Below are 21,834 nucleotides of genomic sequence, written 5' to 3' on the forward strand. Positions count from 1 at the left end.
AGGCGCCGAAATTGATCATCGGTGCCATGATGCGCAAACTGGTACACGTGGCATTCGGCGTGCTCAGGTCAGGAAAAATATTTGATCCAACCTTGCACGCCGCTTGACGGGGATAACAGTATCTACGATTTTCTTCCGGGTCAGGCAGCTGGCGCCGCCGTCACCGCCGTCCAGATGCACTGTCCCTTGGCCGCCTTGTCCAGGCCAGCCAGCGAGGCCTGGTGCGCTTCTTCTTCGTCGGCGCTGGCTGGCTGGAAAATCACGGCAGCGAGCGGCACGATTTCCAGCACGGCGCCGTCGGCTGGCGCGGCTTCCTCGACATCCATGCTCAGGCTGTTCTGGCCGCGCGTCATGGCCAGGTAGACATCGGCCAGCAGTTCCGAGTCGAGCAGCGCGCCATGCAGCTTGCGATGGGCGTTGGAGACGCCATAGCGGTCGCACAAGGCGTCGAGCGAGTTGCGTTTGCCAGGGTGCATTTCTTTGGCCTGCACCAGCGTATCGATCACGCCGCGCACCTGCTCGTGCACGGGCGGCATGTTCAGGCGTTTGAATTCGGCGTTGAGAAAGCCGATATCGAACGGGGCGTTATGGATAATCAGCTCGGCATCGGCGATATAGTCGCGCAACTGCTGGGCAATTTCCGCAAACTTGGGCTTGTCGCTCAAAAATTCGGTGGTCAGGCCATGGACGGCCAGCGCACCCTCTTCCGAATCGCGCTCGGGATTGATGTAGTGGTGAAAATTGTTCCCGGTGAGCATGCGGTTATTGAGCTCGACGGCGCCGATCTCCAGGATGCGGTCGCCCGTGCGGGGATTAAGGCCGGTGGTTTCGGTATCGAGAACAATTTGACGCATGGCTGGATTCACCCAAGAACAAAAAACAAGGGACGCAGTATAGCAAACCTGCGCCCCGGAGCCGACTGCACGATCATAATCAGGCGCGCACGGTTTCCACGCCGAGGTTGGCCAGTTGGTCGGCCCGCTCATTGCCCGGGTGGCCATTATGGCCGCGCACCCAGCGCCATTCGACCTTGTGCAGCGCCTGCGCTTCGTCGAGCGCCTGCCACAGGTCGACATTCTTGACCGGCGCCTTGGCCGCGGTTTTCCAGCCGCGCGCCTTCCAGCCGTGGATCCACTCGCTGATGCCCTTTTGCACGTATTGGCTATCGGTGTACAGCACTACCTCGCAGGGCCGCTTGAGCAGCGTCAGCGCTTCGATCACGGCCTTCAGTTCCATGCGGTTGTTGGTGGTATTCAATTCACCGCCGTAGATTTCCTTTTTCGCGCCGCCCGCCACCAGCAGCGCGCCCCAGCCGCCCGTGCCGGGATTGCCTTTGCAGGCACCGTCCGCATAAATTTCCACCTGATCTGTTGCATTAGCCATCTTGCTGTTCCCGCCTCTTGTTCGTGACCGGCACGCCGGCTGGCGCCGTTGCCGGATTTTTGGTCCACGCCGGACCGATCAGGCGCATCCCTTTGACGCGCTTGATGGCCTGCACTATATACACTGCACCAAAAAATGGCCACCAGCGCGCGCCGGCGCGGTCCATATAAGCATGCCGGCGCAGCCACTTTTCAGTCCGGCAAGCTGGCGCATAACAGCCGAAATGGCTTTCGCTGACGCCCATATTGAGCAGTTTCAGCCAATCCTTCACGCGCGGCAGGGAAATGACCTCGGTGGCCCTGGGCAGATAGCGCCGCCCCGTCAGGCGGCCCATGGCCTGGCGTGCGCCCCACAGGCTGGCCGGATTGAAGCCACAGATAATCAGGCGCCCCTCAGGAATCAGCACACGCTCGACTTCACGCAATATCTGATGCGGCTCGGCGGAAAACTCCAGCACATGCGGCAGCACTACCAGGTCCAGACTGTGCGTATCGAACGGCAACTCGTCAAAGGCCGACACCAGCTTGAGGCGGCTGTCGGCCGGCTGACGTGACGGCAGGCGCGCATCGACCTGCCATTTGTTGGGCATGCGGCTGGCGGCCAGCGCATCGAACTGCGGCAGCCCCAGTTGCACCGCGTTAAAGCCGAAGATATCGACCGTCAGGCGGTCCAGGCATTGCTGCTCCCAGGCGCGCGCATATACTCCGGCAGGTGTCTGCAGCCAGCTATCAAGCGCTATAATGGATTTTTCGGATGCCGTGCTGTCCATTCAGTTTTCTCTTTTACACATGAACCATTCCCCCAAACACGCTTTATCGGTACTTGCCGTGCCTGCATTTAACGACAACTACCTGTGGCTGATCCATGACGGCAGCCATGCCGCCGTGGTCGATCCCGGCGACGCTGCGCCGGTGCTGGCAGCTTTGCAAGCCCATCAGTTAACCTTGAGCGCCATTTTACTGACGCATCACCATGCCGACCACACCGGTGGCGTCGCCACATTGTTGCAGCATTATGCCGTGCCGGTCTACGGCCCACGCAATGAGGCTATCACAGAGATCACGCAGCCGCTGGCAGAAAATGACGTGGCCAGCGTGCCCGAGCTCAATCTGCAGCTGCGCGTGATCGAGGTGCCGGGTCACACCAGGGGGCATATTGCTTATGTGCGCGAGCACGATGGACGCAATGGCGCGCCGTGGCTGTTTTCCGGCGACACGCTGTTTGCCGGCGGCTGCGGCCGTCTGTTTGAAGGCACGCCGGGCCAGATGGCCGATTCGCTGGGCAAGCTGGCCGCCCTGCCAGACGATACCGAGGTATTTTGCGCGCATGAATATACGCTGGCCAATCTGCGCTTTGCCTGCGCCGTGGAACCCGGCAACGAAGCGCTGCAGCAGCGCGTCAATATCGACACGGAAAAACGCCAGCAGGGCTTGCCAACGGTGCCAACCACCATTGCGCTGGAAAAAGCCACCAACCCTTTCCTGCGTTATCGCGAACCAGCAATCCTGAACAGCCTGAAAGTGGTCGGCAAGCTGACCACCGATGCCTCGCCGGTGGAGGCGTTTGCCGCCTTACGCATGTGGAAAAACAACTTCTGACGGACATGAAAAATCCCGGCGATGCCTGTTGGGCATGGCCGGGATCGTGGGTCAGCGCTTTAGATTTCTTCGTACAGCGGCAGCGTCAGAAATTCGGCAAACGCATCCGAAGTCGACATATCTTCAAAAATCTGGCCGGCGCGAACATAAGTCGGACCATCGCCGCCCGGCGCATCACGCTGCACCTTGGCAAGCTCTTCGACGATCATCGCCCGCACCATCTCGGCCGTGACCTTGCGGCCGTCTTCCAGTACGCCCTTGTTTGAGCGGATCCACTGCCATACCTGCGAGCGGCTGATCTCGGCCGTGGCCGCGTCTTCCATCAGGTTGTGGATGGGCACGCAACCGTTGCCGGCCAGCCAGCTGCCCAGATAATGGATGCCGACGTTGATGTTGTAGCGCAGGCCCGCTTCCGTGATCGGTGTTTCCGGCTGGAAGTTCAGCAGGTCGGCCGCCTTGACCTCAATGTCGGGACGCTGCTTGCCGATCTGGTTCGGCTTGTCGCCCAGCACTTTGGTAAATTCGGCCATCGCCAGCTCGACCAGCCCAGGATGGGCGACCCAGCCGCCGTCATAGCCGTCCGTGGCGTCGCGTGCCTTGTCGTTGCGCACCCCGCCCATCGCCACTTCGTTCTTTTCAGGATCGTTCTTGATCGGGATCAACGCTGCCATGCCGCCGATGGCCGGCGCATTGCGCTTGTGGCAGGTTTTCAGCAGCAGCAAGGCGTAGGCGCGCATGAATGGCGCCGTCATGGTGACCTTGGCGCGGTCGGCCAGGCAGAAGTCCTTGTCGAGCTTGAATTTCTTGATGCACGAGAAGATATAGTCCCAGCGGCCAGCGTTCAGGCCGGCGCTATGCTCCTTCAGTTCGTACAGGATTTCATCCATTTCAAACGCCGCCAGGATGGTTTCAATCAGCACGGTGGCCTTGATGGTGCCTTGCGGCAGGCCCAGTTCCTGCTGCGTCATCACGAAGATATCGTTCCACAGGCGTGCTTCCAGGTGCGATTCCATCTTCGGCAGATAGAAGTACGGCCCAGCGCCGCGCGCCAGTTGCTCCTTGGCGTTGTGAAACATGAACAGCGCAAAATCAAAGATGCCGCCCGAGACGCGCTTGCCGTCGACCAGCACATGCTTTTCATCGAGATGCCAGCCGCGCGGACGCACCACCAACGTGGCGATTTTGTCGTTGAGCTTGTAGGACTTGCCGTTCTGCTCGAGCGAGATGGTGCGGCGCACGGCGTCGAACATATTGATCTGGCCAGTGATCTGGTTGTCCCAGTTGGGCGTATTGGAGTCCTCGAAGTCCGTCATATAGCTGTCGGCGCCGGAATTGAAGGCGTTGATCACCATCTTGCGCTCGACCGGACCGGTGATTTCCACGCGGCGGCATTCGAGCGCTTTCGGTATCGGTGCGATGGTCCAGTCGCCGTCACGGATATGCGCCGTTTCCGGCAGAAAATCAGGCCGCTCGCCGGCGTCGAGCCGCGCTGCGCGCTCGATGCGCACGCCCAGCAACTGCTGGCGACGCGGCTCGAACGCGCGCGACAGCTTCGCCACCAGCGCCAGCGCCTCCGGGGTCAGTATCTGTTCATAGCCGGGCTTGATTTCGCCCGTGATCTGCATGCCTTCAGGTAAATTGATCGTGCTGTGCGTCATGGAACTCTCCGTTATTATCAAAAGTAATCTGGTGGTCAAACAAGCGCTGGACTGATCAGCCGTAACAGTGATAGCGTGCAAGTAGCGCACAACTGAGTCACTGCCGAATGATGCGTTGGTTTATAGTATATGCACTATTAGGCACGGAAACGAGATTAAAAATCACTACATCCATGCGTTTTTATCACAAGTGAGTGCCGTTCATGGGTCAATTTCGTCAGATTTCCACGTTTGTTGAAGTTGTTGCGCATGGCAGCCTGTCGGCCGCCGCCCGCGCCGAAGGCATCGCGCCGGCCATGATAGGACGCCGCCTCGACGCACTCGAGCAGCGTCTCGGGGTAAAACTGTTGCAACGCACCACGCGCAAGCTGGCACTGACCAATGAGGGCGTCGCGTTTCTGGAAGATTGCCAGCGCATACTCGGTGAACTCGAAGAAGCCGAAGCGGCGGTGGCCGAGCGCAGCGTGAAGGCCACCGGCCACCTGCTGATCTCGGCGCCAGCCGGCTTCGGCCGCCAGCATGTGGCACCGCTGATCCCCTCTTTTGCAGCCGAGCATCGCGACGTCAGCGTGTCGCTGCACCTGAATGATCGCCTGGTCGACCTGATCGGCGAAGGCGTGGATGTGGCGATCCGCATTGCCAGCCTGTCCGATTCGACCCTGGTCAGCACCAAGCTGGCCGACAACCATCGCGTGGTGGTGGCCTCGCCCGCCTACCTGAAACGCGCCGGCACGCCGCGCCTGCCAGGCGACTTGGCACGGCATAACTGCCTGGTCATCAGCAGCGAAGGCAGCCAACGTGGCTGGACCTTCAGCGAAAACGGCAAAAACGTCACCTACAAGGTGTCAGGCAATATGGATTGCAACGATGGCGAGGTGCTGCACGACTGGGCGCTGGCCGGCAAGGGGCTGGCTTGGCGTTCCATGTGGGAGGTGGGCGCTGAAATCGAGTCCGGCAAACTGGTCACGGTGCTCGATCAGTTTGCCGCGCCTGGCAACGATATTTATGCGGTATTTGCACAGCGCCGGCATTTGCCGCTGCGGATACGGGCTTTTGTGGATTTTCTAAGACAGTGCTATGCACAGGAGGGGTACTGGGGCAGTTCAGAGACGCGCGCCTGAGAAAATGCCGATGGCCGTGGTGTTGTCGGCTTACGCCCTGCGGGCTAACCCGACCTACGCCTTGCCCTCGACATTTTTCAGCCCCGCTTGGCCCGGTGGGCCTGTGCCGACGACTGGAGTGTTGCTTATGGTGCTGGGACGCGAGCTTAGTGCATCAGGGGCAGACGAAACCGCCGAATCCTGAAGGCTGTGGCCAAAAAAAATCCCCGGAAACCGAGGATTTTCTTATTTCGTTTGATCCAGCGTATTAGATTGGCTGAATGTTCGAAGCTTGCTTGCCTTTAGGGCCAGCGGTCACTTCAAAAGAAACACGTTGGTTCTCTTGCAGCGATTTGAAGCCGGCCGACTGGATAGCCGAGAAGTGAGCGAACAGATCTTCGCCGCCTTCGTCAGGGGTAATAAAGCCGAAACCCTTCGAATCATTGAACCATTTTACGATGCCAGTTGCCATTACAATTTCCTATTTCAGTTAAGTTGGGCTTGCGCCCGTTATATCGTTTGAAGCAAGAAAGAAATGACAGACAAACTGCACTACTAGCTCGAATCCAACGATGCCTAATTATACCAACAAAACAGAAAAAAACCATTCTTTCGCAAAATAAACCTGCGAAGCGTGTTTGAGGGTTAAAAAATGCCAAAAATACGCGGTTTCTCACTGTTTTGCGGCGCCTTATAACAGGCTATGGACATACTATAGCTCAAACGACAGCGCGCACGCTTTGCGTTTCATCAAACGTAGCACGCTTTTGCGGTTCAATCGCGCCGTCTCAGGCGTTGAAATGGGTGGCGGCCGCATCGCGTTCGGCCCAGCGCAGCAGTGTGCTGACCTGCGTGTCGAGTGCGGGCCATTGCGCCATGACATTGCCCGGTTCGTTCAACAGCGCGCGCACCAGTTGTTCGATGCGCCGGCACTCCTGCCCCAGCGCGGCAAAGCCGAAGGTAGCAGCCGAGCCTGCCACTGCATGCAGGCCGCGGTGCAAGGCGGTCAGTTGCTCCTGGCGCGGGCCTTCACTGTTGCAGCGAGTCTGCGCGTCGGCAATTGCCTGCATCAGTGACGGTACGCCAGCCGCGTATTTTTCATTCAGCGCGCGCAGGCGGGCGCGGAAGTCGGGATCCATTAACGTTGCCATCGAGTCAGTCGCCGTAAAGTTGGTTTATTTGGTGCCAAAGATGCGGTCGCCGGCATCACCGAGGCCCGGCACGATATAAGCGTGGTCGTTCAGGTGCGAATCGAGCGCTGCCGTAAACATTTTGACGTTCGGATGCGCATCCTGGAACACCGTCACGCCTTCGGGAGCAGCGACCAGCGCCAGGAAAATGATCTGCTCGTCGCTGACGCCGCGCTTTTTCAGCACGTCGACCGCATACACTGCCGAGTTGCCGGTTGCCACCATCGGATCGCACAGAATAAAGATGCGGTCGGTGGTGTCGGGCAGGCGCACCAGATATTCAACTGGCCGGTGGGTGGCCGGATCGCGGTACACGCCGATATGGCCGACGCGCGCCGACGGCACCAGATTAAGCAGGCCGTCGCTCATGCCGATGCCGGCGCGCAGGATCGGCACGATCGCCAGCTTCTTGCCGGCGATGACGGGCGCGTCGATGGTCATCAACGGCGTCTTGATTTCACGGGTGGTCAACGGCAGGTCACGCGTAATCTCGTAGCCCATCAGCAAGGTGATCTCCTTGAGCAGTTCGCGGAAGGTACGCGTCGAGGTGTCGTGCTCGCGCATATGGCTCAGCTTGTGCTGGATCAGCGGGTGATCGGTAATAAAGAGATTGGGAAAGCGCGGATCTTGTTTCATTAATAGTCTTTCATTCAAACGTGGCGGCATATTTGATCAATAGCCGCATTATCCCAGCCCTCAGGCCGCCTGTGGCTGGAATTTCAGAAAAAATTGGCGCCCGTACGGTGTGCTCCAGGCGAACCAATTCTTTTATTGCAATGCCCGCGCCAGGATGGCCGCGCCGTCAAAACCGGCTGGCAGGCAGCCAAACACCGCGTCCGGATGCTGCGCCAGGCGCGACGCCACAAAAGCGCGCGCAATAAATGGCGGTGCATGGCGCAGCAGCAGGCCGGCCTGCACCGCCAGCACGATGCGCCCGGCCAGGTGTCGCGCGCCGGCCTCGTCAAGCTGCGCCGCCGCCAGTTCAAGCAGCAAGGCGGCGCGGTAGCGCGCAAAGACCGGCTCGCCGTCGCCGGCCAGTGCCAGCTCGGCTGCCAGCGCATCGCGCGCGGCCGGTGAGCGCGCCAGCGCGCGCAGCACGTCGAGACACATGATATTGCCTGAACCCTCCCAGATGGAATTGACCGGCGCTTCGCGGTACAGGCGCGCCAGCGGCGCATCCTCCACATAACCGCTGCCGCCCAGCACTTCCATGGCCTCGGCCACCACGCCCGGGCAACGCTTGCAGATCCAGTACTTGCCAGCCGGCGTCAGCAGGCGCGCCAGTGCCTGCTCGGCACCATCATCGGGCGCATCGAAGCAGCGCGCCAGGCGCAGCGCAAACGCCGTGGCCGCCTCCGATTCGAGCGCCAGGTCGGCCAGCACATTGACCATCAGCGGCTGCTCGACCAGCAAGCGGCCAAATACGCTGCGCTGGCGCGCATGATGCAAGGCCTGCGTCAAGGCGGCGCGCATAATGCCGGCGCTGCCCAGCACGCAGTCGAGCCGGGTGTGAGCAGCCATGTCGAGAATGGTGACCACACCCCTGCCCTGCGCGCCCAGCAGCCAGCCATAGGCGCCGGCAAACTCCACTTCCGACGAGGCGTTTGAGCGATTGCCTAATTTGTCTTTCAGGCGCTGCACGACAATGGCGTTGCGGGTGCCGTCGGGCAGGTAGCGCGGCAGGAAAAAGCACGACAGGGCGCTGCCCGACTCCATCGCGGTTTGCGCCAGGATCAGGTGCGCATCGCTTTGGGGGGCGGAAAAGAACCATTTATGCCCGGTAATACGCCACAGCGCCTCGCCCTGCGCGCCGAACAGCGCCTGCGCTTGCTGCAGCGGCACCGCTTCGGCGCGGGTGGTATTGCTACGCACGTCCGATCCGCCCTGCTTTTCCGTCATGCCCATACCGATCAGGGCGCCATGCTTGTGTTCGATCGGTAGCGAGCGCGGATCATAGTGCGTCGATAGAATTTTAGGCAACCACTGCTCCACCAGTTGTGGCAGGCCGGACTGGCGCAGCGCCGGCACACTGGCGTAGGTCATGGTAACCGGACACTGCGCGCCGTTTTCCACCTGGCCGAACAGCAGATAGGTGGCGGCGCGCGCGACCTGTGCGCCCGGCCCCGGCGCCACCCACGGCGCAGCATGGGCGCCCGCTTCGATCAGTATCGTCATCAAGGCATGCCAGGCAGGATGAAAGGTCACCTCGTCGATGCGACGGCCGGCGCGATCGAATTGCTGCAATTGCGGCCCGTTGATATTGGCCTGGCGCGCCAGCGCCATGGTGTCGGCGCGGCCCAGCAATTGCCCCAGCGCCGTGAGCCGGGGCACCGCTGCCGCCGCGCCCTCGCGCAGCACACCCTCGCGCAATGCGGCATCGCAGGCAAACAGGTTAATGTTTTCAAACGGCGCGCTCTGGTTGAAAACGGCATGTGTAGCATAACGATCACAAGCATTCATGGCGGGACTCCATCATGGTTTGCTATCATGTCGGCCTTCGCCCCGGCAGCGCCGGCGCGGGTCGACAGACCTGGGCCAGACTAACGCAGAAGCGCAGTGCCGGCAAGCGCAGACGATGATAGCAAAAAATCAGCAATGCAATATAGAGATACCAAGCAGATAACAAGGCGGCGTGACTTTTTTCCACACACAGCAGAATATTTCCGAAAGCCGAAGTAATGTTGCTTTATTTCATGTAAACCGGCGCTTTTCAGTGATACATTCCGTGTAGAAATGTCTGACCGGAAAGCAGATAACACCATGCAGTCGGCTCCGTTAAAAATGCAATAACATCCGCGTCACGCATGACGCGCAGCGCTGCGGGCGCTGAACACCATGCCGCCATGCGCAGAACCAGGCGGCATCAACAATAAAAGGTCAAAGCCAGCACGATGTTTTCCAGTACCCCATCCGCCGCCCAACGCGAGGCTCGTCAGGAGCTAGACAACCTCATGGAAGAAGCAGGCGATATCGTGTTCCGGCTCGATGCCCAAGGCGTGATCCTGTTTGCCAGCCGGCGCGCCAGCGCCCTGTTTGCCTCTCCTGCCGCCCCTGCCGGCCTGCCGGGCCAGCGCCTGCTGATGCTGGCCACCGAGGTCTCGCGCGCCGCCCTGCAGGCGGCCCTCGACGATGCGCTGCAGGTGCCAGGCCGGCTGGAAATGCGCCTGCAGGCGCCGGACCAGGAAATCTGGTTCGAATTGCGCCTGTCGTCCTACCTCAACGATGCCGGCGTGGCCGAGCTGCTGGTAGTCGGACGCGACACTTCGGGCCAGCATAATACGGAAGAGCGCCTGCGCCATATGGCAACCCACGACGCGCTCACCGGCCTGCCAAACCGCTTGCTGCTGTCGGACCGCATCCGCATGGTCATTGCCCAGGCCGCGCGGTCGGGCCAGGGCTTTTCGGTGGCCACCATCGGCCTCGATGGCTTCAAGAAAGTCAACGACGGCCTCGGCCACCCGATCGGCGACGCCGTACTGCGCCTGGCCGCGGCGCGCCTGCGCAAGACACTGCGCGACAGCGATACGCTGGCGCGCGCCGGCGGCGACGAATTTGTCGCCGTGCTGCCCGGCAGCGCCACCGAGGCGCAGATCAAGCTGGTCACGGGACGCCTGCTGGCCACGCTGCAGTCGCCGTTCGAAGTCGATGGCCACACCATCTACATCGGCGCCTCGGTCGGCGTGTCGATCTATCCGCTGCACGCCGAAGACGAAGTACGCCTGGTGGCGCTGGCCGATGCGGCCATGTCGCGCGCCAAAGAAACCGGCAAGGCGCGCTGCCTGATCTACAGCCCGCGCCTGAACGGCCCGTCGGAGCACGACATCTCGCTGGAAGCGGCAATGTTCCAGGCCGTGCGCGAAGGCGAATTTCTGCTCTATTACCAGCCCATCGTCGACGCCCGCACGCGCCAGATCCAGGGCTTCGAGACGCTGATGCGCTGGAAGCACCCGGCGCTGGGGCTGGTGCCGCCGGTGCGCTTTATTCCGATTGCCGAATCGAATGGACTGATCAATCTGCTTGGCGCCTGGGCGCTGAAAGCGGCCTGCGTGCAACTGAAGCAGTTCCAGGAAGTGGCGCAGCGGCCGCTGTACATGTCGGTCAATATCAGTCCGCGCCAGTTCCGCAATGACAAATTTCTCGACATACTCGACGACGCCATCACCTTTTCCGGCGTGTCCGGCGACAACCTGGTGCTGGAAATTACTGAAGGCACGCTGATGATCGACCCGGTGCATGCCGAATCGATCCTGGTCAGAATGACCGAGCGTCAGGCGCGCATCGCCATCGACGACTTCGGCACCGGCTATTCCTCGCTGGCCTATCTCAAGCGCTTTCCCATTTCCGTGCTGAAGATCGATCGCACCTTTATCAAAGACTTGCCCGCATCGAGCAAGGACGCCGCTATCTGCAATGCCATACTCGACCTGGCAAAACATCTGAACCTGTCGGTGGTGGCCGAAGGCGTAGAAACGGAAGAACAAATGCATTTTATCGAATCACGCGGCTGCCAGTACGTCCAGGGTTACCTGACCGGCAAGCCGATGCCGGCCCATGCCGCACTGGCGGCGCTCAGCGACAAAACCTACGCGGCGCTGGTTCCCACGCCGCCTGCCCATGAACCGCGCGGAGGCATGCAATGATTCCAGGCCACTTCACGGCGCCGACCCAGCTCGGCAAGCATACCCTGGAGCAATTGTGGTCGCGCACCCGACAGCAAGGCGACATGCCCGGCTTTGCCAAGGCCATCAGCGCCATCCTGGGTGCCATGCGCGGCGAGGACGACCAGCAGTTCGACATGACGCAAACGGTACTGTCAGACCCTGTGCTGACGCACAAGGTGCTGCGCCTGGCCAATAGCGGCATGTATTCGGCCTTTGGCCAGCGCGTCAATACGGTCTCGAAGGCGGTACTGGTGCTCGGCATCGACGCCATCGGCCACCTGGCGCTGGGCCTGAAACTGATCGAGGAGCTGTCGCAGGCCACGCCCGATTCCGTCAGCGCTCATGTGGAAATGGAAAAGGCCGTGCTGGCCGGCATGGTGGCACAGCAGGTGGCCACCAGCGCCGGCAGCCTGCAGGCCGAGCAGGCCGTGGTGTGCTCGATGCTCCATACGCTGGGCCGGATGATGGTGACTTTTTACATGCCCGACTACTGGGCGCGGCTGCAGGCGCATGGCGGGCCTGGCAACGAGGCGGCCGCCGCCGAAGACATCCTGGGCCTCTCGCTGCCCGAAGTCGGCTATGCCACCGCCGCCCACTGGGGCCTGCCGCAGCACCTGATCAACGGCATGCGCCCGCTCGAACCGGTCGATCCGGCCGAATCGGAAGAAGCTGTCAGCAGCGCCGACTGGATGGCCGGCCTGTCGACCATGTCGGCCCGCTGCGCCGACCTGATGTGGCATGACGACGAAGCGGGTGCAGCGCAGGTGCAGCTGCTGATCGGCAGCTACGCCGGCATGCTCGGCGTGCAGGCCGAAGAATTAAGTGTGGCGGTCGACAAGGCCAAGGCCATGGCGGCGGCCGACCTGACCATTGCGCCGCTGTCCAAGCCGGCCGAGCGGCGCGCGCGCCAGCTGGCCTCGACGCGCATGCGCGCCGAAGGCAACCGCGTACTGATCGGCGGCCTGGCCGAACTGCGCAGTGCGCTGGGCAGTGCCAAGCCCGGCCAGATGGTGTCGATGGCGCTGGAAACGCTGCATCAGGGTTTTGATTTTTCACGCTCGGTGGCGTTTGTGCGCAACCACAAGGAGCGCCAGTATGCGGCTCGCATCAGCATGGGTGCAGGCATGGCCGATTTGCAGAGCCTGATGGTGTTTGCCGATGTGTACGAACCGAATGTGTTTCATGCGGCACTCAACAGCGACCGCGTGATCTTTATCGACAATGCACGCGATCCGAAGTTTTCCGCCAAGCTGCCGCAATGGTGGAAAAGCACGCTATCGGACGCGCGCAGCTTCGTGGTGGTGCCGCTGTCGGCCAACGGCCACCCGGCCGGTTTCCTGTACGGCGACTGGGACGACAGCTTCCCGCCGATCCAGCTCAACCAGACCGAGTTCAACCTGATCAACGACATCCGCGCGATTCTGGTGCAGTCGGTGGAGATGCGCCACCAGCTGGAGCTGGTGGCGAACAAAGTAAATTGACATCCGCGGCCAGGCAGCGGGCGTAGGTCGGATTAGGCCCTGCGGGGCCGTAATCCGACAACATTGTTGGCGCTGCAGGTGTTGTCGGATTACGCCGCTGCGCGGCTAATCCGACCTACATCAGCTTATTTCAGCTTCGGCGTCTGCACACTGACGTCGCCGCACTGCGCACGGTGCATCAACGCATGGTCGATCAGCACCAGCGCCAGCATGGCTTCGGCAATCGGCGTGGCGCGGATGCCCACGCAGGGGTCGTGGCGACCAAAGGTTTCCACCATCACCGGCTTGCCTTCCTTGTCGATCGAACGGCGCGGCGTGCGGATCGACGAGGTCGGTTTGATGGCGATCGAGACGGTAATGTCCTGGCCGGTGGAAATGCCGCCCAGCACGCCGCCGGCGTTGTTGCCGATAAAGCCTTCCGGCGTCAGTTCGTCGCCATGCTGGGTGCCCTTTTGCGCCACGGACGCAAAACCGGCGCCGATTTCCACGCCTTTGACAGCATTGATGCCCATCATCGCGTAGGCGATATCGGCGTCGAGCTTGTCATAGATGGGCTGGCCCAGGCCGACCGGCACGTTTTGCGCCACTACCTCGATGCGCGCGCCGATCGAGTCGCCGTCGCGGCGCAGCTGGTCCATCGCCTCTTCCATGCTGGCAATCAGGTCGGCATCGCTGCTGGCGGCGAAAAACGGATTGGCGTGCACGTGCTCCCACGACTGGAACGGCACGGCAATCTCGCCCAGCTGGCTCATGCAGCCCTTGAAGGTGGTGCCGTACTGCTGCGCCAGCCATTTTTTGGCAATCGCTGCCGCGCCCACCACCGGCGCGGTCAGGCGCGCCGAAGAACGGCCGCCGCCGCGCGGATCGCGCACGCCGTATTTATGCCAGTAAGCATAGTCGGCGTGGCCGGGACGAAAGCTCTCGGCGATATTGCCGTAATCCTTGCTACGCTGGTCTTCATTGCGAATCAGCAATGCAATCGGCGTGCCGGTGGTCACGCCCTGGTAGACGCCCGACAGGATTTCCACCGTGTCCGATTCCTGGCGCTGGGTCACATGGCGCGAGGTGCCGGGCTTGCGGCGATCAAGCTCAGGCTGGATGTCGGCTTCCGACAGCGCCAGGCCCGGCGGACAACCGTCGATAACGCAGCCGATGGCCGGACCATGCGATTCGCCAAAAGTGGTAACAGTAAACAGCTTGCCAAAAGAGTTGCCGGACATAGTAGGAAATATGAAAGACTGGAAAACGCCATTCTACCAGCCCGTGCGGCACGCCATGTCGCGACGGCGCCGCAGCAACAGGGCGATTTAAAAAAACCGTGTTGCATTGACATAGCTGTTTTATATCATATTCGATTAAATACGATGAAATGCGCGAAGTTGGCATTAATCATGTTACGAAGGAAACATTACCCGTTTAAATAAAACTAAAAAAAACATTTTGCTTGTTAAATCGCTATATACTTCAGCGAGAGCGCATCACAATATGTCCGCACTGCATGATGACGGCAAAGCCAGCGCCAACCAAAGGCAGCCATGCTGCAGGCCTGTTGTGATGTGCTCTTTTCTTAGCGAGCCATCTGGAGAAGCCACTACATGCCTGGACCGATCACCCCGATCACGCCGCTGGACACTGGCAAGGACGATCAGGACGACCTGGTGTTTCTCGATGAGGCGCCAGCGACGCAGCCAGCCGGCGCCGCGCGCCCCGTGTGGCGGGTGATGATCATCGATGATGATGAAGATGTGCACTCCACCACCACTTTCGCGCTCGGCAACCTGGAAATGCAGAACCGCCCGCTGCAGTTCGTGCATGCCTATTCGGCCGGCCAGGCACGTGAACTGCTGCGGCATGAACGCGATATCGCCGTGATCCTGCTCGATGTGGTGATGGAGCACGACGACGCCGGTCTGCATCTGGTGCGCTATATCCGCGAAACGCTGAAAATGAGCGACGTGCGCATTATCCTGCGCACCGGCCAGCCCGGCTACGCGCCGGAAATCGACGCCATTCGCGATTTCGATATCAACGATTACAAGACCAAATCCGAGCTCACGCGCATCAAGCTGTTTACCACCGTGACGGCGGCGATCCGCTCTTACGAGCAGATTTGCGCCATCAGCAACAGCCGGCGCGGGCTGGACCAGATCGTGCACGCCAGCACCCAGCTGATGGCGCTGCATGGCGTGCAGAATTTTTCCGCCGGGGTGCTGACGCAGATCGGCGAACTGCTGGGCATGCGCGCCGACGGCGTACTGTGCGTGCAGCAACAGCACGACAACGGCAGCCGCGACCTGGTGGTGTGCGCCAATACCGGCTGCTTTGCCGACCTGCCGCACGGCGCCCTGTGCAGCGTGGCCAATCCGCGCATCGCCGCGGCCATCGAGCATGCGCTGGCCCAGCGCAGCAATGTGTATGCACACGATTGCGTCACCTTGTACTTTGCCGGCAAGTCGAGCCGCGATTCGGCCGCCTACCTGCTACTGCCACACGCCCTGAGCCCGATCGACATCAGCCTGCTGGAAGTGTTTTGCAGCAATGTTGCCGTCGGCCTCGACAATGTGGAACTGGTGACGCACCTGCATAACGCCGCCTTTTACGACCAGCTGTCCAAGCTGCCCAACCGCACCCGCCTGGTGGAGATCCTCGACGCCACGCTGGCCGGCCCGGCGCGCGACGAAGCGACGCTGTCGCTGGTCGACCTCGACCATTTTTCCGAAACCAACGATGCGCTTGGCCACCAGTTCGGCGACATGCTGCTGCTGGCGGTGGCCGGCCGGCTGCAGAACCAGCTCGGTGCGCAGCTGACGGTGGCGCGCCTGGGCGGCGACATTTTCTGCGTGCTGGGCGACTCGTCGCAAGTCAATCCGGCCAATATCCTGGCGCTGTTCCAGACGCCGTTCAGCATCGACGGCCAGGACGTGCAGCTGTCGGCCACGCTGGGCCTGGTGCGGTTGGGCGAGCACGTGGGCAGCGGCGCCGATGCGCTCAAGGACGCCGACATCGCCTTGAAGCGCGCCAAAATGCAGCAGCGTGCCGGCCATTTCTATTTTTCGCGCAGCATGGGCATCGAGATCCGCGAGCGCGTGCGCATGATGCACGCGCTGCGCACCGGCTTTAGCCAGGGCCAGCTGTTCGTGGTGTACCAGCCGCAGATCGACCTGACGACGCGCCGCCCGGTGGGCGCCGAAGCGCTGCTGCGCTGGCAGACGCCGGACGGCAAGTTCATCTCGCCGGACCGCTTTATCCCGATTGCCGAATACTCGGGCATTATCATCGAGCTGGGCGAATGGGTGCTGCGCACCGCCTGCCGCGAACTGGTGCAGCTGCGCGAGCAGGGCCACCGTAATTTCGTCATGTCGATTAACGTCTCGCAGGTGCAGTTCCGCCACCCGCTGTTTCTCGACATGCTGCGCGCCGCGCTGGAAGAAACGCAGGCGCCGCCCGAATTCATCGAACTGGAAATTACCGAATCGATGGCAATGGAAGAGCCCGACCTCTTGATCAAGATGCTGTGGCAGATCAAGCAGACCGGCGTGAGCATCGCCATCGACGATTTCGGCACCGGTTTTTCTTCGCTGTCGTACCTGCAGCGCCTGCAGGTCGACCGCCTGAAAATCGACCGCGCGTTTGTTACCGAGATTACCGGCTCGGCGCGCGGCAGCAGCATCGCCGAAATGGTGATTCAGCTGGGCCGCAACCTGGGATTATCGGTGATTGCCGAAGGCGTGGAAGACGAGCGCCAGGCGCAGATCCTGCAGGCGCTGGGCTGTCCTCTGGCGCAAGGCTTCCTGTTTGCGCGGCCGATGACGGCTGCGGCGCTGGGGAACTGGCTCAATAACGAGACGGTGGCGGGAGCGGCGTAGGTCGGATTAGGCGCGACGCGCCGTAATCCGACAATACCGCGAACGTCAACAATGTTGTCGGATTACGGCCCCTGCGGGGCCTAATCCGACCTACACGCATCAATTATCAATCATCAATCCGGCGTATCAGCCGGCCAGTCGCGGATATACGCTTTGAGCATCTGGTTTTCAAAGCTTTGCGCTTCGAGTACGGCGCGTGCCACGTCGTAGAACGAGATCACGCCCAGCAGCGTCTTGGCATTCATGACCGGCAGGTAGCGCGCATGCTTTTCCAGCATGATGCGGCGTACTTCATTGACTTCGGTGTCGGGCGTGACGGTAATCGGATGGTCGTCCATATGCTTGCGCACCGTGCCACCGCCGATCTGGCCGGCGTTCTCGTGCAGCGCATTGAGCACTTCGCGGAAGGTCAGCATGCCGACCAGGTCGCCAAATTCCATCACCACCAGCGACCCGATGTCTTTTTCAGCCATGGTGTTGGCCGCATCGAGCAGCGGCTGGTCGGGCGTGACCGTATAGAGGATATTTCCCTTGACTTGGAGAATTTCAGATACTTTCATGGTGGCCTTCCTGTCCGGTGAGTGGTATTTTTTATTGTAAGCCTCTGAATTGCGACTGTAGCCTATGACTGTTAAAAAATCCAGTATTGCGGTCAATGAATCATGCATCGCCATGCTGGCGCACGGCTGATCTTCTGTTCAGTACTGAATCGGGTTACGATCTGGCTACGATAACAATCTTGACGGAGACACCATGAGCGGTCCGAAGTACCCGGGATTCGATACCCTGTCGCTGCACGCAGGCGCCGCGCCTGACCCCAGCACCGGCTCGCGCGCCACGCCGATCCATTTCACGTCCTCGTTTGCCTTCAAAAGTTCTGACCATGCCGCCTCGCTGTTCAATATGGAGCGCGCCGGCCATGTCTATTCACGCATTTCCAATCCCACCAATGCGGTGCTTGAAGAGCGCATTGCCGCGCTCGAAGGCGGCGTGGCCGGCATCGCCACGGCCAGCGGCCAGGCTGCGCTGCACCTGGGACTGGTGACGATTGCCGGCGCCGGCGCCCATATCGTCGCTTCGCGCGCACTGTACGGCGGCTCGCACAACCTGCTGGCCTATACCCTGAAACGCTTCGGCATCGAGACCACCTTTGTCGACCCGCGCGATATCGACGCCTGGCGCGCCGCCATCCGTCCCGAAACGCGCGTGCTGTTTGCCGAAACGCTGGGCAATCCGGGGCTCGACGTGCTCGATATCGGCACCGTTGCTGCGCTGGCCCACGAGCATCACCTGCCGCTGATGCTCGACTCGACCTTCACCACGCCATATCTGCTGCGCCCGTTCGAGCACGGCGCCGACCTGGCGTTCCATTCGGCTACCAAGTTCCTGTGCGGCCATGGCACAGCAATTGGGGGCCTGCTGGTCGATGGCGGCAGCTTTGACTGGCAAGGCGCCTACGACCAGACGGGGCGTTTTGCCGAACTGTGCGAACCCTATGACGGCTTTCACGGCATGGTGTTTGCCGAGGAGTCGACCGTGGCGCCGTTTGCCCTGCGCGCGCGGCGCGAGGGTCTGCGCGACTTTGGCGCAGCCATGAGTCCGCACAATGCGTTTGCCATTTTGCAGGGGGTGGAAACACTGGGTCTGCGCATGGAGCGTCATGTGGCCAATACCCGCAAGGTCATCGACTTTTTGCTCAGTCATCCGGCGGTCGAATCGGTGTCGTACCCGGAGCTGCCGAGCCACCCGGACTACGCACTGGCCAAAACCCTGCTGCCCAAGGGCGCCGGCGCCGTCTTTACCTTCAACCTGCGCGGTGACCGCGCGGCCGGCCAGCGCTTTGCCGACAGCCTGCAGGTGTTTTCGCATTTGGCCAATGTGGGCGACGCCAAGTCGCTGGTGATCCACCCCGCTTCCACGACCCATTTCCGCGTGCCCGACGCGCAGTTGCAGCAGGCCGGCATTACCCAGGGCACCATGCGCCTCTCGGTTGGCCTGGAAGACGCCGACGACCTGATCGACGACCTGGCGCGCAGCCTGAAGCTGTCGCAAAAAGGAGTGTGAGATGCTGCTAACGATACAGGGTGAACGCGCATATTGCTATACCGGTGGCAAGGCCTTCAATCCCGCCCAGCCGACGATCGTGTTTCTGCACGGCGCGCAGAACGACCATAGCGTCTGGGCGCTGCAATCGCGCTATTTTGCCCATCACGGCTGGAACGTGCTGGCGCCGGACCTGCCCGGCCACGGCCGCAGCGGTGGGCCGGCGCTGGACACGGTGGAAGCGCTGGCGGCCTGGCTGCTGGCGCTGCTGGACGCTGCCGGCGTGGTGCGCGCCATGCTGGCCGGTCACAGCATGGGTTCCCTGATTGCACTTGAAGCGGCCTGCCAGGCACCCGAGCGCGTGACCAGACTGGCGCTGCTGGGCTCAACCTGGCCGATGAAGGTGTCGCCAGCGCTGCTGGAGACGGCGCGCACCGACGTACAAACGGCCATCGATATGGTCAATATCTGGTCGCATTCGTCGATTGCGCAAAAACCGTCATTCCCCGGACCCGGCTTTTTTGCCATGGGCGGCGCGCGCCGTCTCAAGCAGCATATTGCCGCGCGCAACGGCCAGCAGGTGTTTTATACCGACTTTTCCGCCTGTAACGCCTATGCCAACGGCGAAGCGGCAGCCGCGTCGGTGCGCTGCCCCGCCCTGTTTATCTTTGGCCGGCGCGACATGATGACGCCGCCCAAATCCACCCGCCTGCTGACCTCGACCATCGCGCATGGCCAGGTAGTGCAGGTCGACAGCGGCCACGAACTGATGGCCGAACAGCCTGACGCCGTGCTCGATGCGCTGTTCGGCTTTGCCAGCACTTCTATTTGATTCTCCGATGATTATTTTTACTTCTGTTCTGTTTTCCAGCGACGCCCTGCCCGGCGACGCTACTTTTCATCTCGATGCGCTGCAAGGCCTGGCCGAATGGCGCCGCGATATTCCGCTGCTGTTCAAGCTGCTGATGGGGCCCGACGCCAAACCCTGTCATTGGCCGGTATATGACTTTGGCGAGGACGGCTGCTGCGTACTGGCCGCGCCACTGGCCCAGGCCCGGGAAACCTGGCAACAGCTGACTGCCATGATGGAGCGCCCGCGCGACGCCGCCGCCATCGTGGCGCGCAGCGCTATTTCCAGCCTGCTGGCCGGCAGCGAACAGTGGCTGGTGCTCGACTGCGTGCAGTTGATACCGCACGACGTGGGCACGCCGCAGTACGACGCAGCGCTGCAGCAGTTGCGGGTGGAAGCGGCGCAACTGCACGCGGCGCTGGTGGCCGGCCAGCGCAGTGTACTGGCGCCATTGCTGGACGGCGCCACCGGCAGCACGCCGGCCTTTGGCTACTGGTCGGCCAGCGCCAGCGCGCAATTGTTCGATATCGAAGAACTGGAAACAGACAGCCTGCCCTTTATGGCGAACCTGACAGTACAAGCCTGGCATGACGATGCACTGTGCTACGAAGTCACGCCGACCGGCCAGGCGCAGCCGGTTGGACTAGTCACGCCATATGGCCGCTGGATTATCCCGCTGACGCTGGGCGCCGCCGCAGTGGACGCGCACGATGCGCAGCATGGCTGGTTGACGCTTACCGTGTCCGATGGCGACGCGCCACGCACCGGCCTGGCCGATCTCAATGGCATGCTGGTATTGCCACCGGCCGCCGGCGCGCTCTATATCGTCAATGCCCATCTGGCGCTGCAGGTGGATGCCTCGGGCGCAGGCAGGCTGCTGCACCTGCCCGATGGCGCAGTGCTGCACGAGAACGTCGAGCATGTCAGCGCGCGCGACGATGGCTATATCGATTTTGAGCATGAACGCAATAATGAGCACAACGATGAACGCAACCGCTGCGGTGTACTCGACGTCACTGGCAAGGTAGTGCTGCAACCTTGCTACAGTTCGGTGCAGGATTTCGGCAAGAAGAACCGCATCGCCATTGTCAGCCAGCGCATCGACGGGCGTTTTCTGTTTGGCCTGGCCAATACCGATGGCGTGCTGCTGGCGCCATGCCAGTACAGCGAAATCGACTGCGCCACCACCTCCTCGCCGCCACGCGTGCGCAAGAAACTGATCTATGCGGTCGATGCGGCCGGCCGCGTGTGCCTGCTGCGCCAGGATGGCCAGCAGGCCTTTGTGCCACGCTATGCGCCGGCCCACCATCTGCGCGGCGTGGTGATCCAGGATGATTTTCTGTATGTCGCCAGCGAAGGCATGGCCTGGCGCATGGATTTTGCCGGCCAACTGATCGAACAGGTCGGCAGGCTGGAACAGTTCAAGGCCGACGTCACGGCCGAACTCAGTGCGGCCATGGGTTTGAGCCGGCCTGCTGATGATCGTATCGAGATCAACGCCTATACGCCAGCGCAACTGCTGGAACAGGCCGACTCCGGCGAACTGCACGCCATGGCCAACATGCTGGTGCTGGGCGACAGCGACCTGGCCGCAAGCTGCGTGCGCCTGATGCAGGAAGAGCTGGAACAGGACGACCCGGAAGAGCAATATGAGGGCGCCACGCCGGAAGCGGCCTGCCTGTTTTCGCTCTGGTCGACTGCCGCCCATGCGCTGGGCTTTGGCACCACGCTGGACTGGAAGGCGGTCGACGAGATCGAGCATATCGGCGCCCATATCGACGTGCCGGCGCTGCAGGATTTCCGCTGGCATGACCGCGAGGACGGCGACCGCATGGAAGAAGGCTTGCGGGCGATTGGCCGCCATCTGGCGCCGCATGGATTGCAACTGGTCAACGTGATGTCAGGCGACGATACGTTTTACCTGGGGCTGCTGCGCGACGGGGATGTGGCGGCGTTCGAGCGCGTTGCAGAAGGCACGGGCCGCGCACCGCAGCGGTACTGAGC

Annotated in this window: 18 protein-coding genes and 1 pseudogene; 9 read left to right on the forward strand and 10 right to left on the reverse strand. The window is 61.6% G+C overall.

The window, feature by feature from the left end; genetic code table 11:
- Positions 1 to 107, forward strand: a pseudogene (locus tag GCM43_RS25985) (IS110 family transposase); the annotation flags it as partial.
- Positions 108 to 140: 33 nt separating this feature from the next.
- Here GCM43_RS25985 and dnaQ read toward each other — a convergent pair.
- From dnaQ to GCM43_RS00020, 3 genes are all read right to left on the reverse strand, one after another.
- Positions 141 to 854: a DNA polymerase III subunit epsilon gene (gene dnaQ / locus GCM43_RS00010; protein WP_152241475.1), complete on the reverse strand. Its 714-nt coding sequence runs from the start codon at positions 852 to 854 to the stop codon at positions 141 to 143.
- 79 nt (positions 855 to 933) lie between these two features.
- The gene (gene rnhA / locus GCM43_RS00015) at positions 934 to 1,383 is read right to left on the reverse strand and encodes a ribonuclease HI (protein WP_152241476.1); all 450 of its coding nucleotides are present in this window, start codon (positions 1,381 to 1,383) and stop codon (positions 934 to 936) included.
- Positions 1,376 to 2,152: a class I SAM-dependent methyltransferase gene (locus tag GCM43_RS00020; RefSeq protein ID WP_152241477.1), complete on the reverse strand. Its 777-nt coding sequence runs from the start codon at positions 2,150 to 2,152 to the stop codon at positions 1,376 to 1,378. Before GCM43_RS00020 ends, rnhA begins: the two co-directional genes overlap by 8 nt.
- Before the next feature lie 19 nt (positions 2,153 to 2,171).
- On the opposite strand from GCM43_RS00020, the gene gloB reads away from it, so the two are divergent.
- Complete coding sequence (gene gloB, locus GCM43_RS00025) at positions 2,172 to 2,981, forward strand: hydroxyacylglutathione hydrolase (protein ID WP_152241478.1); 810 nt, start codon at positions 2,172 to 2,174, stop codon at positions 2,979 to 2,981.
- A gap of 59 nt (positions 2,982 to 3,040) precedes the next feature.
- On the opposite strand, the gene aceB is transcribed toward gloB, so the two are convergent.
- Positions 3,041 to 4,639, reverse strand: coding sequence for a malate synthase A (aceB, locus tag GCM43_RS00030; RefSeq protein WP_152241479.1), 1,599 nt, complete (start codon positions 4,637 to 4,639; stop codon positions 3,041 to 3,043).
- Between the two features lie 203 nt (positions 4,640 to 4,842).
- Between aceB and GCM43_RS00035 the strand changes: the two genes are divergently transcribed.
- On the forward strand, positions 4,843 to 5,760 hold the full coding sequence (locus tag GCM43_RS00035; protein WP_152241480.1) for a LysR family transcriptional regulator: 918 nt from the start codon (positions 4,843 to 4,845) through the stop codon (positions 5,758 to 5,760).
- Between the two features lie 247 nt (positions 5,761 to 6,007).
- Here the strand turns inward: GCM43_RS00035 and GCM43_RS00040 are convergent, their stop codons facing one another.
- From GCM43_RS00040 to GCM43_RS00055, 4 genes are all read right to left on the reverse strand, one after another.
- Positions 6,008 to 6,211: a cold-shock protein gene (locus GCM43_RS00040; protein ID WP_020703630.1), complete on the reverse strand. Its 204-nt coding sequence runs from the start codon at positions 6,209 to 6,211 to the stop codon at positions 6,008 to 6,010.
- Between the two features lie 316 nt (positions 6,212 to 6,527).
- Positions 6,528 to 6,878, reverse strand: coding sequence for an Hpt domain-containing protein (locus GCM43_RS00045; protein ID WP_226929245.1), 351 nt, complete (start codon positions 6,876 to 6,878; stop codon positions 6,528 to 6,530).
- A 36-nt stretch (positions 6,879 to 6,914) separates the two neighbouring features.
- Positions 6,915 to 7,565 carry a uracil phosphoribosyltransferase gene (upp, locus tag GCM43_RS00050; RefSeq protein WP_152241482.1) on the reverse strand — a complete coding sequence of 217 codons (651 nt, stop codon included), beginning with the start codon at positions 7,563 to 7,565 and terminating at the stop codon, positions 6,915 to 6,917.
- 132 nt (positions 7,566 to 7,697) lie between these two features.
- Positions 7,698 to 9,389, reverse strand: coding sequence for an isovaleryl-CoA dehydrogenase (locus GCM43_RS00055; RefSeq protein ID WP_152241483.1), 1,692 nt, complete (start codon positions 9,387 to 9,389; stop codon positions 7,698 to 7,700).
- Positions 9,390 to 9,880: 491 nt separating this feature from the next.
- On the opposite strand from GCM43_RS00055, the gene GCM43_RS00060 reads away from it, so the two are divergent.
- Positions 9,881 to 11,569 carry a putative bifunctional diguanylate cyclase/phosphodiesterase gene (locus GCM43_RS00060; RefSeq protein ID WP_226929246.1) on the forward strand — a complete coding sequence of 563 codons (1,689 nt, stop codon included), beginning with the start codon at positions 9,881 to 9,883 and terminating at the stop codon, positions 11,567 to 11,569.
- Positions 11,566 to 13,071 carry an HDOD domain-containing protein gene (locus GCM43_RS00065; RefSeq protein ID WP_152241485.1) on the forward strand — a complete coding sequence of 502 codons (1,506 nt, stop codon included), beginning with the start codon at positions 11,566 to 11,568 and terminating at the stop codon, positions 13,069 to 13,071. Before GCM43_RS00060 ends, GCM43_RS00065 begins: the two co-directional genes overlap by 4 nt.
- A 125-nt stretch (positions 13,072 to 13,196) precedes the next feature.
- Here the strand turns inward: GCM43_RS00065 and aroC are convergent, their stop codons facing one another.
- Complete coding sequence (gene aroC / locus GCM43_RS00070) at positions 13,197 to 14,291, reverse strand: chorismate synthase (protein WP_152241486.1); 1,095 nt, start codon at positions 14,289 to 14,291, stop codon at positions 13,197 to 13,199.
- 375 nt (positions 14,292 to 14,666) lie between these two features.
- On the opposite strand from aroC, the gene GCM43_RS00075 reads away from it, so the two are divergent.
- A complete protein-coding gene (locus GCM43_RS00075; RefSeq protein WP_152241487.1) occupies positions 14,667 to 16,937 on the forward strand; it encodes a putative bifunctional diguanylate cyclase/phosphodiesterase in 2,271 nt (756 codons plus the stop codon).
- Positions 16,938 to 17,050: 113 nt separating this feature from the next.
- On the opposite strand, the gene GCM43_RS00080 is transcribed toward GCM43_RS00075, so the two are convergent.
- Positions 17,051 to 17,497 (reverse strand): CBS domain-containing protein, encoded by a 447-nt coding sequence (locus GCM43_RS00080; protein ID WP_152241488.1) that lies wholly within the window; start codon positions 17,495 to 17,497, stop codon positions 17,051 to 17,053.
- A 193-nt stretch (positions 17,498 to 17,690) separates the two neighbouring features.
- On the opposite strand from GCM43_RS00080, the gene GCM43_RS00085 reads away from it, so the two are divergent.
- The 3 genes from GCM43_RS00085 to GCM43_RS00095 are packed head-to-tail and all read left to right on the forward strand — an operon-like array spanning position 17,691 to position 21,832.
- Positions 17,691 to 19,001: an O-acetylhomoserine aminocarboxypropyltransferase gene (locus GCM43_RS00085; protein WP_152241489.1), complete on the forward strand. Its 1,311-nt coding sequence runs from the start codon at positions 17,691 to 17,693 to the stop codon at positions 18,999 to 19,001.
- Position 19,002: 1 nt separating this feature from the next.
- Complete coding sequence (locus tag GCM43_RS00090) at positions 19,003 to 19,812, forward strand: alpha/beta fold hydrolase (protein ID WP_152241490.1); 810 nt, start codon at positions 19,003 to 19,005, stop codon at positions 19,810 to 19,812.
- A gap of 7 nt (positions 19,813 to 19,819) precedes the next feature.
- The gene (locus tag GCM43_RS00095) at positions 19,820 to 21,832 is read left to right on the forward strand and encodes a DUF6630 family protein (RefSeq protein WP_152241491.1); all 2,013 of its coding nucleotides are present in this window, start codon (positions 19,820 to 19,822) and stop codon (positions 21,830 to 21,832) included.
- Positions 21,833 to 21,834: the final 2 nt, after the last annotated feature.

Source organism: Janthinobacterium aquaticum (genome assembly GCF_009208565.1).
In the GTDB taxonomy this organism is placed as follows: Bacteria; Pseudomonadota; Gammaproteobacteria; order Burkholderiales; family Burkholderiaceae_D; genus Janthinobacterium.

Bases quoted from the DNA above. Each gene is read 5' to 3' on its own strand.
- GCM43_RS00080 (WP_152241488.1), bottom strand. From the start codon at position 17,497: ATGAAAGTATCTGAAATTCTCCAAGTCAAGGGAAATATCCTCTATACG.
- upp (WP_152241482.1), bottom strand. From the start codon at position 7,565: ATGAAACAAGATCCGCGCTTTCCCAATCTCTTTATTACCGATCACCCG.
- GCM43_RS00085 (WP_152241489.1), top strand. From the start codon at position 17,691: ATGAGCGGTCCGAAGTACCCGGGATTCGATACCCTGTCGCTGCACGCA.
- aroC (WP_152241486.1), bottom strand. From the start codon at position 14,291: ATGTCCGGCAACTCTTTTGGCAAGCTGTTTACTGTTACCACTTTTGGC.
- GCM43_RS00045 (WP_226929245.1), bottom strand. From the start codon at position 6,878: ATGGATCCCGACTTCCGCGCCCGCCTGCGCGCGCTGAATGAAAAATAC.
- GCM43_RS00060 (WP_226929246.1), top strand. From the start codon at position 9,881: ATGGAAGAAGCAGGCGATATCGTGTTCCGGCTCGATGCCCAAGGCGTG.
- GCM43_RS00065 (WP_152241485.1), top strand. From the start codon at position 11,566: ATGATTCCAGGCCACTTCACGGCGCCGACCCAGCTCGGCAAGCATACC.
- dnaQ (WP_152241475.1), bottom strand. From the start codon at position 854: ATGCGTCAAATTGTTCTCGATACCGAAACCACCGGCCTTAATCCCCGC.
- rnhA (WP_152241476.1), bottom strand. From the start codon at position 1,383: ATGGCTAATGCAACAGATCAGGTGGAAATTTATGCGGACGGTGCCTGC.
- GCM43_RS00090 (WP_152241490.1), top strand. From the start codon at position 19,003: ATGCTGCTAACGATACAGGGTGAACGCGCATATTGCTATACCGGTGGC.
- gloB (WP_152241478.1), top strand. From the start codon at position 2,172: ATGAACCATTCCCCCAAACACGCTTTATCGGTACTTGCCGTGCCTGCA.
- GCM43_RS00020 (WP_152241477.1), bottom strand. From the start codon at position 2,152: ATGGACAGCACGGCATCCGAAAAATCCATTATAGCGCTTGATAGCTGG.
- GCM43_RS00075 (WP_152241487.1), top strand. From the start codon at position 14,667: ATGCCTGGACCGATCACCCCGATCACGCCGCTGGACACTGGCAAGGAC.
- aceB (WP_152241479.1), bottom strand. From the start codon at position 4,639: ATGACGCACAGCACGATCAATTTACCTGAAGGCATGCAGATCACGGGC.
- GCM43_RS00040 (WP_020703630.1), bottom strand. From the start codon at position 6,211: ATGGCAACTGGCATCGTAAAATGGTTCAATGATTCGAAGGGTTTCGGC.
- GCM43_RS00035 (WP_152241480.1), top strand. From the start codon at position 4,843: ATGGGTCAATTTCGTCAGATTTCCACGTTTGTTGAAGTTGTTGCGCAT.
- GCM43_RS00095 (WP_152241491.1), top strand. From the start codon at position 19,820: ATGATTATTTTTACTTCTGTTCTGTTTTCCAGCGACGCCCTGCCCGGC.
- GCM43_RS00055 (WP_152241483.1), bottom strand. From the start codon at position 9,389: ATGAATGCTTGTGATCGTTATGCTACACATGCCGTTTTCAACCAGAGC.